Source organism: Rhizobium sp. ARZ01 (assembly GCF_014851675.1).
In the GTDB taxonomy this organism is placed as follows: Bacteria; Pseudomonadota; Alphaproteobacteria; order Rhizobiales; family Rhizobiaceae; genus Mycoplana.
The window spans coordinates 537,162-552,699 of sequence record NZ_JACVAE010000003.1; the positions used below are offsets into that span (position 1 = coordinate 537,162).

Annotated in this window: 15 protein-coding genes and 2 pseudogenes; 10 read left to right on the plus strand and 7 right to left on the minus strand. The window is 61.5% G+C overall.

Translation table 11 applies throughout. The features are described from left to right. Window positions 1-25: 25 nt before the first annotated feature. Window positions 26-1,219 (minus strand): 1-deoxy-D-xylulose-5-phosphate reductoisomerase, encoded by a 1,194-nt coding sequence (dxr, locus tag IB238_RS19815; RefSeq protein WP_192250985.1) that lies wholly within the window; start codon window positions 1,217-1,219, stop codon window positions 26-28. Between the two features lie 185 nt (window positions 1,220-1,404). Between dxr and IB238_RS19820 the strand changes: the two genes are divergently transcribed. Then, complete coding sequence (locus tag IB238_RS19820) at window positions 1,405-2,121, plus strand: META domain-containing protein (RefSeq protein WP_192250988.1); 717 nt, start codon at window positions 1,405-1,407, stop codon at window positions 2,119-2,121. Window positions 2,122-2,145: 24 nt separating this feature from the next. After that, on the plus strand, window positions 2,146-2,526 hold the full coding sequence (locus IB238_RS19825; RefSeq protein ID WP_192250991.1) for a CAP-Gly domain protein: 381 nt from the start codon (window positions 2,146-2,148) through the stop codon (window positions 2,524-2,526). Window positions 2,527-3,203: 677 nt separating this feature from the next. Here IB238_RS19825 and mntR read toward each other — a convergent pair. Further along, window positions 3,204-3,659, minus strand: coding sequence for a manganese-binding transcriptional regulator MntR (mntR, locus tag IB238_RS19830; RefSeq protein WP_192250994.1), 456 nt, complete (start codon window positions 3,657-3,659; stop codon window positions 3,204-3,206). 181 nt (window positions 3,660-3,840) lie between these two features. Between mntR and IB238_RS19835 the strand changes: the two genes are divergently transcribed. The 6 genes and pseudogenes from IB238_RS19835 to IB238_RS19855 all read left to right on the plus strand — a co-directional run bounded on the left by IB238_RS19835 (window position 3,841) and on the right by IB238_RS19855 (window position 7,583). Further along, complete coding sequence (locus IB238_RS19835; protein WP_192250997.1) at window positions 3,841-4,983, plus strand: multicopper oxidase domain-containing protein; 1,143 nt, start codon at window positions 3,841-3,843, stop codon at window positions 4,981-4,983. Further along, on the plus strand, window positions 4,980-6,182 hold the full coding sequence (locus tag IB238_RS19840) for a metal transporter (RefSeq protein ID WP_192251000.1): 1,203 nt from the start codon (window positions 4,980-4,982) through the stop codon (window positions 6,180-6,182). The genes IB238_RS19835 and IB238_RS19840 overlap by 4 nt, the downstream gene beginning before the upstream one ends. Window positions 6,183-6,316: 134 nt before the next feature. Next, window positions 6,317-6,654 (plus strand): annotated as a pseudogene (locus tag IB238_RS19845) (metalloregulator ArsR/SmtB family transcription factor). Continuing rightward, window positions 6,651-7,091, plus strand: coding sequence for an arsenic resistance N-acetyltransferase ArsN2 (arsN2, locus tag IB238_RS19850; RefSeq protein ID WP_192251003.1), 441 nt, complete (start codon window positions 6,651-6,653; stop codon window positions 7,089-7,091). The pseudogene IB238_RS19845 and the gene arsN2 overlap by 4 nt, the downstream one beginning before the upstream one ends. Window positions 7,092-7,106: 15 nt before the next feature. Further along, window positions 7,107-7,196: pseudogene (locus IB238_RS24640) on the plus strand (arsenate reductase ArsC); the annotation flags it as partial. Between the two features lie 153 nt (window positions 7,197-7,349). Beyond that, entirely contained in the window at window positions 7,350-7,583 is a 234-nt protein-coding gene (locus tag IB238_RS19855) for a hypothetical protein (RefSeq protein WP_192251006.1), read from the plus strand. A gap of 723 nt (window positions 7,584-8,306) precedes the next feature. Here the strand turns inward: IB238_RS19855 and IB238_RS19860 are convergent. Continuing rightward, window positions 8,307-9,464: a M20 aminoacylase family protein gene (locus IB238_RS19860; protein ID WP_192251009.1), complete on the minus strand. Its 1,158-nt coding sequence runs from the start codon at window positions 9,462-9,464 to the stop codon at window positions 8,307-8,309. Between the two features lie 129 nt (window positions 9,465-9,593). On the opposite strand from IB238_RS19860, the gene IB238_RS19865 reads away from it, so the two are divergent. Together IB238_RS19865 and IB238_RS19870 are read left to right on the plus strand one after the other, a co-directional pair. Beyond that, window positions 9,594-10,712, plus strand: a complete 1,119-nt coding sequence (locus IB238_RS19865; RefSeq protein WP_246723728.1) for a D-alanyl-D-alanine carboxypeptidase family protein — start codon at window positions 9,594-9,596, stop codon at window positions 10,710-10,712. Window positions 10,713-10,725: 13 nt separating this feature from the next. Beyond that, a complete protein-coding gene (locus tag IB238_RS19870) occupies window positions 10,726-11,880 on the plus strand; it encodes a GTP-binding protein (protein ID WP_192251012.1) in 1,155 nt (384 codons plus the stop codon). 55 nt (window positions 11,881-11,935) lie between these two features. On the opposite strand, the gene IB238_RS19875 is transcribed toward IB238_RS19870, so the two are convergent. From IB238_RS19875 to IB238_RS19890, 4 genes are all read right to left on the minus strand, one after another. Further along, window positions 11,936-12,388: a GNAT family N-acetyltransferase gene (locus IB238_RS19875; RefSeq protein WP_192251015.1), complete on the minus strand. Its 453-nt coding sequence runs from the start codon at window positions 12,386-12,388 to the stop codon at window positions 11,936-11,938. A gap of 171 nt (window positions 12,389-12,559) precedes the next feature. After that, window positions 12,560-12,805, minus strand: coding sequence for a sulfurtransferase TusA family protein (locus IB238_RS19880; protein ID WP_192251018.1), 246 nt, complete (start codon window positions 12,803-12,805; stop codon window positions 12,560-12,562). After that, window positions 12,802-14,355 (minus strand): murein L,D-transpeptidase family protein, encoded by a 1,554-nt coding sequence (locus tag IB238_RS19885; RefSeq protein ID WP_246723729.1) that lies wholly within the window; start codon window positions 14,353-14,355, stop codon window positions 12,802-12,804. The genes IB238_RS19880 and IB238_RS19885 overlap by 4 nt, the downstream gene beginning before the upstream one ends. A gap of 208 nt (window positions 14,356-14,563) precedes the next feature. After that, window positions 14,564-15,517: an acetyl-CoA carboxylase carboxyltransferase subunit alpha gene (locus IB238_RS19890; RefSeq protein ID WP_192251021.1), complete on the minus strand. Its 954-nt coding sequence runs from the start codon at window positions 15,515-15,517 to the stop codon at window positions 14,564-14,566. Window positions 15,518-15,538: the final 21 nt, after the last annotated feature.

The window sequence follows — 15,538 nt, forward strand, 5'->3', positions numbered from 1 at the left end:
AAGCGAAAGACTGAAATGGCCGCGCTTACGCGGCCATTTCCATTTTGGCGATTATCTCGCCTGCCCGCCGGCGTGCCTCTGCATCGGCAGCATAGACGTCCTCCATGGAGGAAGCGGCGTTCCACTCGGTCATCGCGTCCATGACCAGTTCGGCGACATCGGCCATTTGCAGGAAGCCGATGCGGGATTCGACGAAGGCGTGGAAGGCGATTTCTTCGGCGGCATTCATCACCGCGCCCTGAAGCCCGCCGCGCTCGAGCGCGGTACGGGCAAGCCGCAGGGCCGGGAAGCGCACCTCGTCGGGCGCCTCGAAATCGAGCCGGGAGAGCTTGGCGAAGTCCAGCCGCTCGACGTTGAGGGCGGACCGCACCGGATATGTCAGAGCATAACCGATTGCCGTGCGCATGTCGGGACAGCCGAGCTGTGCCAGCACCGAGCCGTCGGTGTAGCCAACCATCGAGTGGATCACCGACTGCGGGTGAACCACCACCTCGATCTGATCGGGCCGGACGTCGAACAGGTGCTTCGCCTCGATCATCTCCAGCGCCTTGTTGAACATCGAGGCGCTGCCGATCGAGATCTTTAGTCCCATCGACCAGTTCGGATGGGCGCGGGCGACCGCTGCCGTAACCCCTGCCATCTGATCGCGTGACCAGGTGCGGAACGGACCGCCGGAAGCGGTCAGCACGATGCGCTCGACCGCGTGACGCTGGTCATCCTCCAGCGCCTGGAATATGGCGCTGTGTTCGCTGTCGACCGGGATCAGTCGACCGCCGCCGGCTGTGACCGCCTCCACGAACAGGCTTCCGGCAGACACAAGGCATTCCTTGTTGGCGAGCGCGATGTCGGCACCGCGCACGGCGGCAGCCAGCGTCGGTGCGAGCCCAGCGGTACCAACGATCGCCGCCATAACCCAGTCCGACGGGGCGGCGGCGGCTTCGAGAAGCGCTCCGTGGCCAGCGCCGACGGCAATGCCGGTGCCGGACAGCGCACGCTTGAGTTCATCGTAGCGGCCTTCATCGGCGGTGACGGCCATGCTGGCGCTGAAGGCCTTTGCCTGGCTTGCCAGCAGTTCGATGTTTGCGCTGCCGGTGACGGCGACCACCTCGAAGGCCTCTCGCCCGCCAAGCTGCTCGATCACGTCCAAAGTGTTGGTGCCGATCGAGCCGGTCGAGCCGAGGATCGTGACGCGGCGCTTTCTCGCCTCGCTGGGTGCCATGATTGTCTTCCGTGATCTTTTTATTGTCTTGATGAGGCTCTACAGCCGATTGCGGCGCGCAACAAGGTATTGACGCGCGCGTTCCTGAACACGCTGGCGTGCACAGGCTTGACGTTTTCAATGGAGCAGCCATAACGTCGCCGCTGGCGAGCGATGGTTCGCCAGGTGATTTTTGGAGGATGCCCGTGCGGTTATCGGTGAATGCGCTTGCGGCTTTGCTGCTGTCTCTCGGCTTTGCGTCGAATGTTTTCGCCGCGGATACACTGCCGCCGGGGCTGAGCGCTACCTGGGTCGTGGAAGACCTGAACGGCAAGGGTGTCATCGACAACCTCCAAACGACGCTGGAGATCCGCACGGACGGCTCCTATGGCGGCAACGGCGGTTGCAACACCTATCGCGGCAATCTGAAATTCGGCAAGGAAGGTGAAGTGACCTTTGCGCCGGCCGCGGCAACCCGCAAGATGTGTGCGCCGGCCGTGATGGACCAGGAGCAGAAGTTCTTCGATGCGCTCGGGACGGTGAGATCGTGGAAGCTCGAAAACGGCCTGCTGCACCTTGCCGACAAGGACGGGGGACACGCGATGCGGCTGGCCATGCTGCGGAACACGACAGACATCGTCCTGCAGGTGCCCAACACGATCACGGTCGACCGCCAGACAGTCTCCTATGATTGCGATGGCGACCTGAAGGTGAAGGCGGACTACATCAATGCCGAATCCGTGTCGCTTGCGATCCTCACCTTCGGTGAAGAGTTCGTGATTGCCAGCAATGTTCTTGCCGGGTCCGGCGCGCGATATGCGGGTGGTCAGTTCGAATGGTGGACGAAGGGTGACGAGGGTACGCTGAAGGATCTGACGAAGGGTGCCGAAACACCCGGCATCGCCTGCCGCAAGGCACCCTGAACTATTTTAACAGCGGAGACTCCCATGGCCCATTTCCGCGTCGGACAGAAGGTCGTCTGCATCAACGATACCTTCAAGAACGTTTCGATCGACCAGGGCATCCGCAAGGGCCAGATCTACACGGTTCGCTGGGTCGGTCACTACCGGCATTATGTCGACGGCGATTTTTATGGCATCAAGCTGATGGAACTCTATCGCGGCAACGACGACGGCCCGGAGGGCTATGGTGCCGTGGACATGCCCTTCCGTGCCAGCCGCTTCCGTCCACTCGTTTCCGACCGCATCAAGAGCATGCTCGGCATCAAGGCGCCGACGCCGAAGGTCGAGGCGCGCCCCTCGATCGTACCGTCGGTGAAGCCGAAGCCGCGCGTGACGGTGCCGGAGAAGGAAGAGGAAAAGGTTTGAAGCTTTCGCCGCGCCGGGCCGGACTGGGCTGTTCGGCATTCGGCGGGTGGTAATCCCAGATCGATTCGAACCATCGGCCTCAGGATTAGGAATTCTGCGCTCTTTTTAGGGCGAGTTTATTCTTACTGACATTTACCGGAGAGGACGCGGTCCAATCGCCCGCATATGAATAAGTATCCGCTTTAGCGGAATCCATATCGGCGTCAGCCGACGAAGGCATGGCCAGCAAGCGGCTCAAATCTGTCTCCGACTCACATCATGGACCATTTGCGCCCAGTGATTGCCCTGCCGGACGAGCATCTTTACGTCACCGCTGTGCATGAGGCAGGGCATGCGCTCGTCGCCGCTGAAACGGGTTTTGGGCACGTGGCGAAGGTCTCGTTTTCAACTCACAAGGTCTTGGGCGCAATTTCCAAAGCGGGATACGTGCGCTACGAGTTTCCTTCTGTGATGCGAAGAACGAGGGCGGAGTACCTGAATGAGATAGCAGTGTTTCTGGGAGGGTTGCTGCGGAGACCGAAGTCTTCAATTCTTTCGACAGTGGATCATCGGGACCGGAGTCGGCCAATCTCAATGTCGTCACCCGGCTGGAGGACATGCTGAGCACGCTGCCCACGGCAAGCTCGCAGCCGAGTACGACGCCCACCGTCGCCCTCGAACAGACCTCGCGTGTCGGATCACTTCGGATCAGCTAAAAACAACCTGAAGGCATCCAGTGTCTCGGCGCTTACGTAATGCTCGATTCCCTCGGCATCGATGCGCGCCGTCTCCGGGCTGATGCCGAGCGCTCGGAGGAAGCTCTCGACGATGCGATGCCGCTCACGGCTCCGCTCAGCTAGTTCGCTGCCTTGGGCAGTCAGAAAAACGCCGCGATAAGGCTTCTGCTGGATGAACCCATCTGCCGCGAGACGCTTGAGCATCTTGGCGACGGTCGGCTGGGCGACACCGAGCCTCTGGGCAATGTCGACCTGGCGGGCCTCGCCACCATCGGCGATCAGGTCGGCGATCAGTTCCACATAGTCTTCGACGAGTTCGGTCCGTCGGCTGTTGCGCGTCTGGCGAAAGCTTTCGACCTGCGCATCCGCGTCAATGAGGACGCCCTGGAAGGTGTCTGGTGTCGGCTTGATGGACATGCGGCTTCCTTATGCACTTCACAGGAAAAATCTTAGCCTCAGCTATACCATATTGCAACGGGCTACAGTTCTTTACACCGCACGCATCCGAACGAGCGAGTTGACAAACATCAATATAGCCATTGCTATAATCTTGGCGCTGTGCTTCTATTAATTGAAGGTGCTATATAAGGAATCGATCATGGTTCGATGGTTGCCGTCCCTCCTCAGTCGACGGGGATTTCTCGGCGCTGGCCTTGTCGCCACGGCTAGCGCGGCCGCGACAGCCCGTGAGACTCTCGGCCAGCAGCCCATGCCCGCTGGCCACGCTGGCCATGGCGGCAGCTCCGCCTCCGCCGCCACCGATGCTAAGCCCAATCACGCGACCTCCCACGGCGCGATGATCACCGTCGGCGAAGTCGACAACGCGCGCAACGGCTTCGATCCGACCGCGATGCTGACCGACTGGTACACGGGCGAGGTGTCGATGCCGCCCGACGGCCGTCGTCTGCGAACTTTCGAGGTGACAGCGGAGGAGAAGGAGATCGAGATCGCGCCCGGCGTGATGTTTCCCGCCTGGACATTCAATGGCCGCGTTCCCGGGCCTGCGCTTCGCGCCACCGAAGGTGACCGGCTGCGGATCGTCTTCAAGAACAACGGCTCGCATCCTCACTCGATGCACTTCCACGGGATTCATGCAGCGCGGATGGACGGTGTTCCGGGTGCCGGCGTCATCCAACCCGGCGAAGAATTCGTCTACGAGTTCGACGCCAAGCCGTTCGGCTGCCACCTCTATCACTGCCATGCGCTGCCGCTTGCCAGACACATGCACAAAGGCATGTACGGCATGTTCGTGGTCGATCCCGATCCCGCGCGGCATCCCGAGTTCGCCGATGTCGCCCGCTCGCGTCTGCTTGGCTCGCCGGAGAATGCCGAGTGGCAGGAACTGGCGATGGTGATGAACGCCTTCGACACTAATTTCGATGGCGAGAACGAGTTCTACGCCTGCAACACCATCGCCCACTGTTATGCCAAGCAGCCGATCAAGGTGGCGCGTAACCGCCCGATCCGCATCTATCTGGTGAACGTAACCGAGTTCGACCCGATCAACTCCTTCCACCTCCACGGCAACTTCCTCAACTATTTCGACACGGGTACGACGCTGACCCCGACGCTGAGGACCGTCGACCTCATCACCCAGTGCCAGGCGCAGCGAGGCATTCTCGAATTCAACTACGCCGACCAGAATCATGAGCCTGGTCTCTACATGTTCCACGCACACCAGTCGGAATTTACCGAACTCGGCTGGATGGGCATGTTCGATGTCGTCGAGGCACTGTCATGAACGAGCATGTGACTATCGAAGGCACTCGGCCACTTGAAATCAGAGCAAAGCGACGGAACCTGTTGTGGCTGTTTGCCCCATTCGCGGTTCTGATCGCGGTGTTCTGGTGGCTTGTGGCCGCCAACCCGCTCGCCGGCTTCAACAACGGCGCACCGCCGGTCGAGAATCTGACGGTCGAACGCACGATCCTCGACCACAACGGATTGCGCCTTCTCGTTCGCGGAGGCGGTTCGGAGGCGATGAACATCGCTCAGGTTCAGGTGGATGCGGCCTACTGGCAGTTCGATCAGACCCCGCCCGGACCGATCGCGCGCGGCAGCACCGCCTGGATTTCCGTCCCGTTCCCTTGGGTGGTTGGGGAGGCGCATAAGGTGACGCTGGTCACCAGCACGGGCGCAACGTTCGAGCACCAGATTTCCGTCGCCGTGCCGACGCCGGTCGCAACGTCCGGCACCCTGACGTCGCAGGCTCTGCTCGGTGCCTTTGTCGGCATTGTCCCGATCGTGATCGGCCTGATGTTTTATCCGGCTCTTCGGGGAGCCGGGCCGTGGATGATGAGCTTCCTGCTGGCGATGACGGTCGGTCTGCTCGGCTTTCTGTTCATCGATACGATCGACGAGGCACTTGAGTTTGCGGCGCAATCCGCCGCGATCTTCCAGGGGTCGGCAATGGTGTTTCTCGCTGCCGCCGCAGCGTTCCTGTTGCTGATGGCCATCTCGCGCCGCGAGGGCAGGCCGAGCGGCCTGGCGCTCGCCACCTACATCGCGCTTGGCATCGGGCTTCACAATCTCGGGGAGGGGCTTGCCATCGGCGCAGCCTTCGCAGCGGGTGCTGCCGGGCTAGGCACCTTCCTGGTTATGGGCTTCACACTGCACAACGTCACCGAAGGCATCGCCATCGCCTCACCGATCCTGAAGGAAAAACCGCCGCTCTGGCGGTTCGGCGCGCTGGCCTTGCTGGCGGGCGGACCAGCCGTCGTCGGCATCTGGCTGGGTAGCCTCACCTACGCCCCACATTGGTCGGCGCTCGCACTCGCGATGGGAGCCGGTGCAATCCTGCAGGTGATCGTGGAAGTGACGGCATCAATGGCCAGAAACCTTGAGGGACGCTTGACCGGGCTGCTTACCACACCAGTCATGGCAGGCATGGGTGTCGGCGTCGCCTTCATGTACGCGACCGCGATGTTGGTGAAGATTTAGGCTTCGCCGATGCAAGCTGGCAGATGACTGCGCGTTTCTGCCAGCGTGGCGTCGCGCAATCATTCAGCCAGCAAGAGTCTAGCGTCGCGCCGAGCGAGCATTGACAGCGTCACGATATCCATTGTGCTGGATATATGGATGACAATGCAGCAATTGGTGCGCTTGCCGCACTTGCCCAGTCTACAAGGCTCGAGACATTTCGGCTTCTCGTCCGGCACGAGCCCGATGGGGTGCCTGCCGGCGAACTCGCCCGCCTTCTCGACGTTCCGCAGAATACCATGTCCGCCCACCTCGCCACCCTGTCGCGCGCGGGACTGGTGACAAGCGAACGGCAGAGCCGCTCGATCATCTATCGAGCCGACCTCCATGGACTGCGCTATTGAAAGACTGCTGCGGCGGATCGGCCGAACTCTGTGCGCCGCTGATCGCAGAACTTGCGCCTTGCTGCGGACCCGAGATGAAGGCGTCATGAACGACATCAGGCTGGAACCGGTCCCGGGATGCGATGCCGGACTGAAGCAGGCGTTGTCGATTTCCGGTCTTCCGACCGAAGACCTTGAAGACCCGGGACGTTCGTTCTTCAGGGCGGTTACCTCCGATGGCGGCACGGATGGCTACGCTGGCATCGAAACGTGCGGCGACGCGGTCCTCCTCAGGTCAATCGTCATCTTGCCCGAACATCGGGGCAGAGGACTTGGAAAATCGCCGACCAAGGAAACGCTGAAAGCCGCCAGAGAAAGCTCGGCAGTCTACCTGGCTACGACGACCGCCGCTCCGTTCTTCGAAAACCTCGGCTTCGTTGTGGTCGAGCGTGGCGATGTGCCGACTGCCGTTCTCGCGACCCGCCAGCTTTCGGGCATTTGCCCGGCATCGGCCGCAATCATGAAACTCAGCAGACCTCCGATCTAACCACGGACAACGACCATGACCGACAAAACCTACAATGTGCTCTTCTTGTGCACGGGCAACTCCGCTCGTTCCATTCTCGCCGAACAGCGGATTCAAAAGCTTGGAGCTCGAGCAGGCGCGATCGCGAACGGTCGCTCTTCAGGATGCCTCCATTGCGGCTGCGGTTTCCTCCCCGTCGAAAGTGGAGTTCTGTAATGTCGATATCGAGTTATGCCCGTATGACGCAGGACGGTGCTTTGACGGCGGGCCGGCAGTCGGATGGAGAAGTTGCAAAACGGCCCGGACAAAACCAAGTATAATGCCGTACCCGGCGCCCTTGGTGATTGGTTGGGGGACGTCGACAAACGCGGATTCGAGATTGACGAGATCGCCTTGAAGGTTTCGCGTCGAACTCCCGTCGGGAGCGCCATCATGGATGCCGATCTATTCAACGACCTCTGCACGTTCGTAGACGACTATCGTCGTGGGCGTAAGGCCGGCTCCGCCCTCTGATCCTTGATTAGCAGACGGCACGCAAGTGCTGTCTGCTCCTCCTCGAACTATCCACCGTCGTCGATCAACTCGCAGTCATAAGAGCGCTGCAGGATGGTGTCCACGAGAGGATTCGAACCTCCGACCCCAGGATTCATACCACTTCGACTTTCGTCGCCGCATGGCGTTCGTGGTCTGGACTGTCCCTTCACCGTGCGTCCGTGGACGTTTAGGTGCTGCCCATCCAGTCTCTACACCTTCCGCGAATTTCTCCGAGGCTTGGCTCGGGATTGGCATGCTGAAAGACCAGCGAAGCGTTCCCCGACTTTGAGCAGATCGATTGCGGTGTTTCCGACCGCAACCCCCAATTACTTCAGGAATCCTGTGCTCTATCCTGCTGAGCTACGTGGACAAACTCTGACATTGCGCTCCGGTTCGTACCTGATGCTTTTGCTAAGATCAATACCTTCGGACGCATCCAAACGATCCGCTGACGCATCTGCCCAACCGCCAATCTGAGAGGGACACCAGTAAAGTTACCGGTTATCCAGTGCGCCGCAGGGAATTTGCGGCAACAGGTAAAGTTTTTCCCCTGAAGGCGCTCTATCCTGCTGAGCTATGGGACCACTGACAGCACCCATACAAAGCCGGCGCTTGAAGCCAAGCGATTTTCGCCGGCTTTCGCCGGCAATTCGGTGCCCGTGGGCTGGCTGCGGCGAACATCTGCAGTTCGCCGCAGAGATGTTACGCCGCCAACCGTGCTTCGGCCAGCTTGACCCAATAGCTTACGCCATGCGGGATCGCGTCGTCGTTGAAGTCGTAGGCCGGATGGTGGAGGCCAGCGGTGTCGCCGTTGCCGATGAAGATGAAGGCGCCCGGACGGGCGAGCAACATATAGGCGAAGTCCTCGCCACCCATCATCGGGTTGAGTGTGTCGTTGACATTGCCAGACCCCGCGATCTCGCCTGCCACCGCCACGGCATGTCCCGTTTCGACCTCATGATTGACCACGACCGGATAGTTGCGCTGGTAGGAGACAGTGATCTCCGCCCCGTTGGCCGTGGCGATTCCGGCGCAGACCTGGCGGATGCGGGTTTCGGCCTCCTCGCGCAGGGCGGGATTGAGCGTGCGCACGGTTCCGCCCAGTCTCGCCTCCTCGGGGATGACGTTGTGAGCAAAGCCGGCGTTGAACTTCGTTACCGAGACGACGAGCGAGGCGATGGGGTCGGTGTTGCGCGAGACGAGCGTCTGCAGCGTCGTGACGACTTGCGCGCCGATGACGACCGGATCGATCGTGCGGTGCGGTTGCGCGGCATGGCCGCCGCGGCCCTTTACGACAATGTCGAACTCGTCTGTGGCGGCCATGATCGGGCCGCTGCGGGTGCCGAACTGGCCGACCGGCATGCCGGGCATGTTGTGCATGCCATAGACCTCTTCGATCCGGAAGCGCTCCATCATGCCGTCCTTGACCATCTCGTTGCCGCCCCCGCCGCCTTCCTCGGCCGGCTGGAAGATGACCGCGATGTTTCCGTCGAAGTTGCGGGTCTCGGCCAGGTATTTGGCGGCGCCCAGCAGCATGGCCGTATGCCCGTCGTGGCCGCAAGCGTGCATCTTGCCCGGCACCGTCGAGGCCCAGGGCTTACCCGTCGTCTCGGTGATCGGCAGCGCGTCCATGTCGGCGCGAAGGCCGATCGTGCGACCTGCGGCTCGCCCCTTGATCAGCCCGACGACGCCGGTGCGGCCGATGCCGGTCACCTCGTCCACGCCGAATTCCTGGAGCTTGTCGGCGACGAAGGCAGCGGTCTTCTCGACCGCGAACATCGTTTCCGGATGTTGGTGGATCTGGCGGCGCCAGCCGGCGATCTCGTCCTGCAGTTCTGCGGCGCGGTTCAAAATGGGCATGCGCTTTTCCTGTCACCGTTGCGGCCGAAAATCGGCCTTTCTCCAATCGAGGGCTTTGCCATCAGCATGCCATATAGGCTAAATAGGCGGAGCGTTCGAGACAACTCCCGATTTTCCGAGGACAGGCACTTGCAGATTGCTGAACGGTTCATGCGCCGCACAATGGCATGCATTGGAGCAACCACGGTACTTGCCACGACCCTGCTGGCCAACACCGCCCTGGCGGATACCGGACCGCGCCTGCTCGTCGACGTGAACACGCTGAAGGTGATCGAGCACCACGATGCCTTCCGCAAATGGTATCCTGCCTCGCTGACCAAGCTGATGACGGCCTATACGGTGTTTCGCGCGATCAAGGCGGGCGAGATCACGCTTGAAACGCCCGTGGTGATGACGAAGAACGCCGCGGCGGAGCCTCCGAGCAAGATGTACTTCAAGCCCGGTCAGTCGCTCACGCTCGACAGCGCGCTCAAGATCATGCTGATCAAGTCGGCGAACGACGTTTCCGTGGCGATCGCGGAAGCTGTCGGCGGCTCAGAGCAGGGCTTTGTCGGCCGGATGAACGCGGAAGCGGCCCGCATCGGCATGAGTTCGTCGCACTTCATCAATCCGAACGGCCTGCCCGGCAAGGGTCAATACACGACGGCTCGCGACCTCGCTGTTCTCGCCGTGACGCTGAAGCGCGAGTTTCCGCAATACGCGCCGTACTTCGCGCTGGAAGGCTTCACCACCGGCAAAAAGCAATATCCGAACTACAACATGCTGATCGGCCGGTTTGACGGTGCCGACGGCATGAAGACAGGCTTCATCTGCGCTTCCGGCTTCAACCAGGTCTCCTCGGCCACCCGCAACGGCCGCAGCGTCGTCTCGGTCGTCCTCGGCGGGGAAAGCCTCGGCGCGCGCGCCGACGAATCGGCGCGGATGTTGCAGAAGGGACTGACGGAGCGGGGTGGCGGCCCGACGCTCGGCGGACTTGCTCCCTACGGCAACACCGGTGAGGTCGCTGACATATCCAAGGAAATCTGTAGCCAGCATGCGGCGAAGGTGCGTAGCGAAGGTCGTGACGAGGCGGGCCGCCAAAAGCTGTTGTCTCCCTTTATTCGCGAGATGAACCGGCCGCCGCGGTTCGTTTTCGCCGGCCTGATCGCCGGCGGTGCGGCGAAGGCCGGCGCGAACGAGCAGGCGGCTGTGGGAGACGTTGGCGACGCCGCCAACGTTCCGATCCCCGTGCCGCGGCCAACCTTCTAAGCAGGAATTCGCCATGTCCGCCGCTGATCGCACCGTGCCGGTCACCATCCTGACCGGTTTTCTCGGGGCTGGAAAGACGACTTTGCTGAACCGGCTGCTCAAGCATCCGGACCTCACCGACACCGCCGTCATCATCAACGAGTTCGGCGAGATCGGGATCGACCATCTCCTGGTCGAGCGCTCGGGCGATGGCATCATCGAACTCTCAGATGGCTGCCTGTGCTGCACGGTTCGCGGTGAATTGGTCGATACGCTCGCCGACCTGATGGACCGCCTGCAGACCGGCCGCATTCGGGCGCTGAAACGCGTCGTTATCGAGACCACCGGACTGGCCGACCCTGCGCCGGTGCTTCAGGCCGTCATCGGCAATCCGGTCATCGCTCATTCCTTCCGGCTCGATGGCGTGATCACGCTTGTCGACGCGGTGAACGGTCTTTCGACGCTCGCCGGGCATCCGGAATCGATCAAGCAGGCCGCTGTCGCTGACCGTCTCGTGCTGACCAAATCAACGCTCGCTGATGCCGGGGCGATCACATCGCTGAAGCGGGCACTGGCCGAACTCAACCCGAGGGCGGCCATCATTGATGGAGACGATCCGGCGGCGATCGGACCTGCCTTGCTGGCCTGCGGCCTCTATGACCCGGGCTCGAAGATCGCCGACGTGGGGCGCTGGTTGAGCGACGAGGCGCATGACGACGCGCACCACCATCATTCGCACGATCACGACCATGATCATGCGCACGGCAAAGACGCGCATTTTCATCAGCACGCCCATGACGTGACCCGTCACAGCGCATCGATCCGTTCCTACGCGATCGTGCACGACCGCCCGATTGATCCGATGGCGCTCGACATGTTCATCGATCTCCTGCGCTCCGCCCATGGCGACAAGCTGTTGCGGATGAAGGCGATCGTGGCCCTGTCCGATAATCCGGAGCGTCCACTGGTGCTGCACGGGGTGCAGGCCGTGTTTCACCCGCCGGAACGGCTTGCCGCCTGGCCTGACCCATCTGACCGACGTACGCGTATGGTGCTGATCACAAAGGATCTGCCGGAAGAGTTCGTCCGCGACCTCTTTGACGCTTTTGTCGGAAAGCCCCGCATCGACCGCCCGGATCGCGCGGCGCTGGAGGACAATCCACTGGCCGTGCCGGGAATGCGGCTCTAACCTCATAAGTCGATCCGATGTCTGGCAGGGCGGCTTTTACCGCCCTGCCGAACGGTCAGGCCATCAGGCGCATGCGCGCATTCTCGAACGGCAGGCCCTCGTCGTCCAGCGCTCGCCGGGAGATTTCTTCAAAGCCTAGGCCCTTGTAGAAACCATATGCCTGCGCATTTCGAGTATAGACCTCCAGGCATAGTTCGCCTTTCAGTCTGAGGGCATGGCTCACCAGCGTCCGGCCGACACCGAGCCCTTGCTGTTTGGGAGAGACGAACAGCCCGCCGATGAAGGTGTCCAGGAGGCTGATGAAGCCGACCGGCTCTCCCTGGTGGCATGCGACCCAGGTTTCGGCCTTGGGAAGATAGAGCGTTTCAACTACGACGCGCTGCTCTTGTAAGCGCATCTCGCCGATAAACGCATGCGCGCGAATAGACGCGTCGAACCAGATGGCCGACAGCTTCTCAAGATCCACCGCCTCTTCATAGGCGCGGATGCAAAGGTCCACGTTTTTCATGATAATCCGTAGATTGGAGTACACAGAATAGCGCCCGCAGGGGCGCTCGGCGCCACCGCGTCAAAGCGGTTCTAAACTTGGGCTTCTGTGCATAAATCTCCTTCTACCGATGCAGGGCCCTATAGGCCCAGCGAAGAAGAGAGGCAAGAGCCGATATACAGCTGTGGATGTCTAGGGTTTCTTCCGGATCAGAAATCGGTGGCCGCCGTCGGTCCTATCGCTGGCCTCGAGCGTGTGGCCGTACTCGCTGCAGAAATGCGGGATGTCGATGACGGCGAGCGGGTCGGTGGTTTCGATCCAGAGCTCGGCACCCGCCGGCAGCTGTTCCAGTCGCTTCTTCGTCTTCAGAACCGGCAACGGACATTTCAACCCTTTGAGGTCATAGACGTCGGTCGCACCTGTAGCGGCGAGGCTCATTGCTTCTTCCAGAACTTCCAGAACGGGGCTTTCTGCGTCGTGCCGGCATCGGCGGTCGCTTGAGGCGCGGGGGCCGTCAACGAGGTGCCGTCGCCGGTGACGCCGGTCCCTGCATCCGCTTGCCGTGGGTGCTGCGGCTGCTGTTGCGGTTTCTGTTCGCCGGTATTCGGAACAGTACTCGCCGCGGCGGCTTTTTGTGCGGGCTCCGCGCCGGTCTGCTGCGGCTGCTGCCCGGCAGTAGCCGTCGTCGTGGCTGCCCCCGCAGCGCCGGTTGCGGCTGTGTTCTTGTTCGACCAGAGGCTCCAGAAAGGCTTCTTTGCCGCTTCGGCCTGTGCCTGAACGGAAGCAGGCCCCGGATTGCTAACGGGGACGGCAACGCCGCCGGTGGCGCCGGCCGCTTTCTGCTCTGCCTTCTCCGCGGCGACGTCGTCGGCAAGTTTCTGCAGTTCGGCTGCCTTGCGGGCTTCCTCTTCCTGCTTTGCCTTCTCGGCCATCTCGATCTTGCGCTGCGCCTCTTCCTCGGCCTTCTTTTTCTCGGCCTCGATGTCGCGAACCTTCATCAGCTTGCCGGCGTCGATCGAATTGCCGGTTGGAGCATAGGCGAGTTCACGGCCCTTGCGCTTGTCGGCGACGATCGCCTTGCGTTGGGCTTCCGAAGGCTCGAGCCAGATGGTGCCCTCGTACTTCCTCATCATCTTCGCGTATTCGGCGGCGTAGGCCTTGTCGTAGGTAATGAGGGCGACCTGAAGCGAGGCGGGCGTCGACATGGCTGGGCACTGCGCGCCGCCGCTAAGGGCGCTGCCATCCGCAGCCTGCTGATTGAATACGTATTTCTTGTCGCAAACAGCAATTTCGGGCGGACGCTTGGTGATCTGGAAGTGGTCGTAACCGACCTTCAGCATCTTCCAGAATTCGATGTTCGGATTGTCGCGGTGCCGCACCATGTTTTCCGCGGTCATGCGGAAAGGGAAGGCCTGAAGCTGGACCGCCTTCTGGCCGCCCTTGAAGGCGTCACGGGCGAAGGCGAAGATTTCGATGATCTGCTCGTCGGTCATCGAATAGCAACCGGAGGACGAGCAGGCGCCATGGATCATCAGGTTGGTGCCGAAGAAGCCGTTGGCCTGGTCGTACCGGTTCGGGAAGCCCGTGTTGATCGCCAAATAGTACTGTGAATTCGGGTTCATGTGCTGCGGGCCGAGCGGGTAGAAGCCCTCCGGTGCCTGCCGGTCGCCTTCCTTCACCTTCGGACCGAGCTTGCCGGACCAGGCGCAGATCTTGTAGGTCTTGATCATCTGGAAGCGGTTGGAGCGATCGGCCTTCCAGACCTCCAGCGTTCCCTCTTCCTTCAAAATGCGAAGCATGACCGGCGCATTGCGGTCGATGTTCAGCGAAGCCATCTTGGAGAGGACCTGGCTAGACAGCTGGTACTGCGTCTTGTTGGAAACCTTTTTGACGTCAACGCTGCTGCCGACGCTGTCGAGCGTCTCGTTGGTGCAGCCGGCAGCGGCTACGGCAAGCAATGAAACGGCGGCGAGTACCTTAAGGCGCATGCTCAGTTCCAAAAAAATCCGGGCTTCGTCGTCTATGCCCGCGCGGCGGACACGGAATCATACCCGCTTATACTTAATCAAGCGTTAACCTGGAATCCTTCGCAAAGCTCGCGATCTGTGGATACGCTGAAACCACGGGAATATGTCCAAGGTTTGGCCACATTCCCGCATCCCTGTGCATAACTGGTGTATCGGCGCGGAATTCCGCTTAGAGTTGCCGGCCAATGTTCAGATAGCGCTGGCGGCGGTCGCGGCGCAACTGATCGCCGGGTTTTGCCGAAAGGTCGCGCAACGCATCGGAAACGACGTTGCCGGTCGCCGTGATCACAGCGTCTGGATCGCGATGGGCACCGCCGAGCGGCTCGGGGATGATGCCGTCGATGATGCCGAGCGACTTCAGGTCGTCGGCCGTGATCTTCATGTTGCTCGCAGCTTCCTTCGCGCGGGTGGAATCGCGCCACAGGATGGAAGCAGCACCTTCCGGCGAAATCACGCTGTAGATCGCGTGCTGCAGCATGTAGACGCGATCACCGGTGGCAATCGCGATCGCACCGCCGGAGCCACCTTCGCCGAGCACGACGGAAACGATCGGAACGCGCACGTTGAGGCACGTTTCGGTGGAGCGCGCGATCGCTTCGGCCTGGCCGCGTTCCTCGGCGCCGATGCCGGGATAGGCACCTGCGGTATCCACAAGTGTGATGATCGGCAGGCCGAAGCGGTCCGCCATCTCCATGACCCGGATCGCCTTACGGTAGCCTTCGGGGCGGGCACTGCCAAAATTGTGCTTCAGGCGCGACTTGGTGTCGTTGCCCTTTTCCTGGCCGATGATGGCGACCGACTGGCCGCGGAAGCGGCCGAGGCCGGCCTGGATCGCCTCGTCCTCGGCGAACTTGCGGTCGCCGGCAAGCGGTGTGAATTCTTCGAACAGCTTTGCCGCATAGTCGAGGAAGTGCGGGCGCTGCGGGTGCCGGGCAACCTGCGTCTTCTGCCAGGGGGTCAGTTTGGAGTAGATATCGACCATCGCGTCGCGCGCACGCGCCTCGAGCCGTCCGACCTCGTCCGACGTGTCAATGCTCTGGTCCTCTTCGGCGAGCTTGCGCAGCTCATGAATCTTGCCTTCGAGGTCAGAGATGGGTTTTTCGAAGTCGAGGTAATTGTGCATGAGATGCGTTTCCGATCGTTT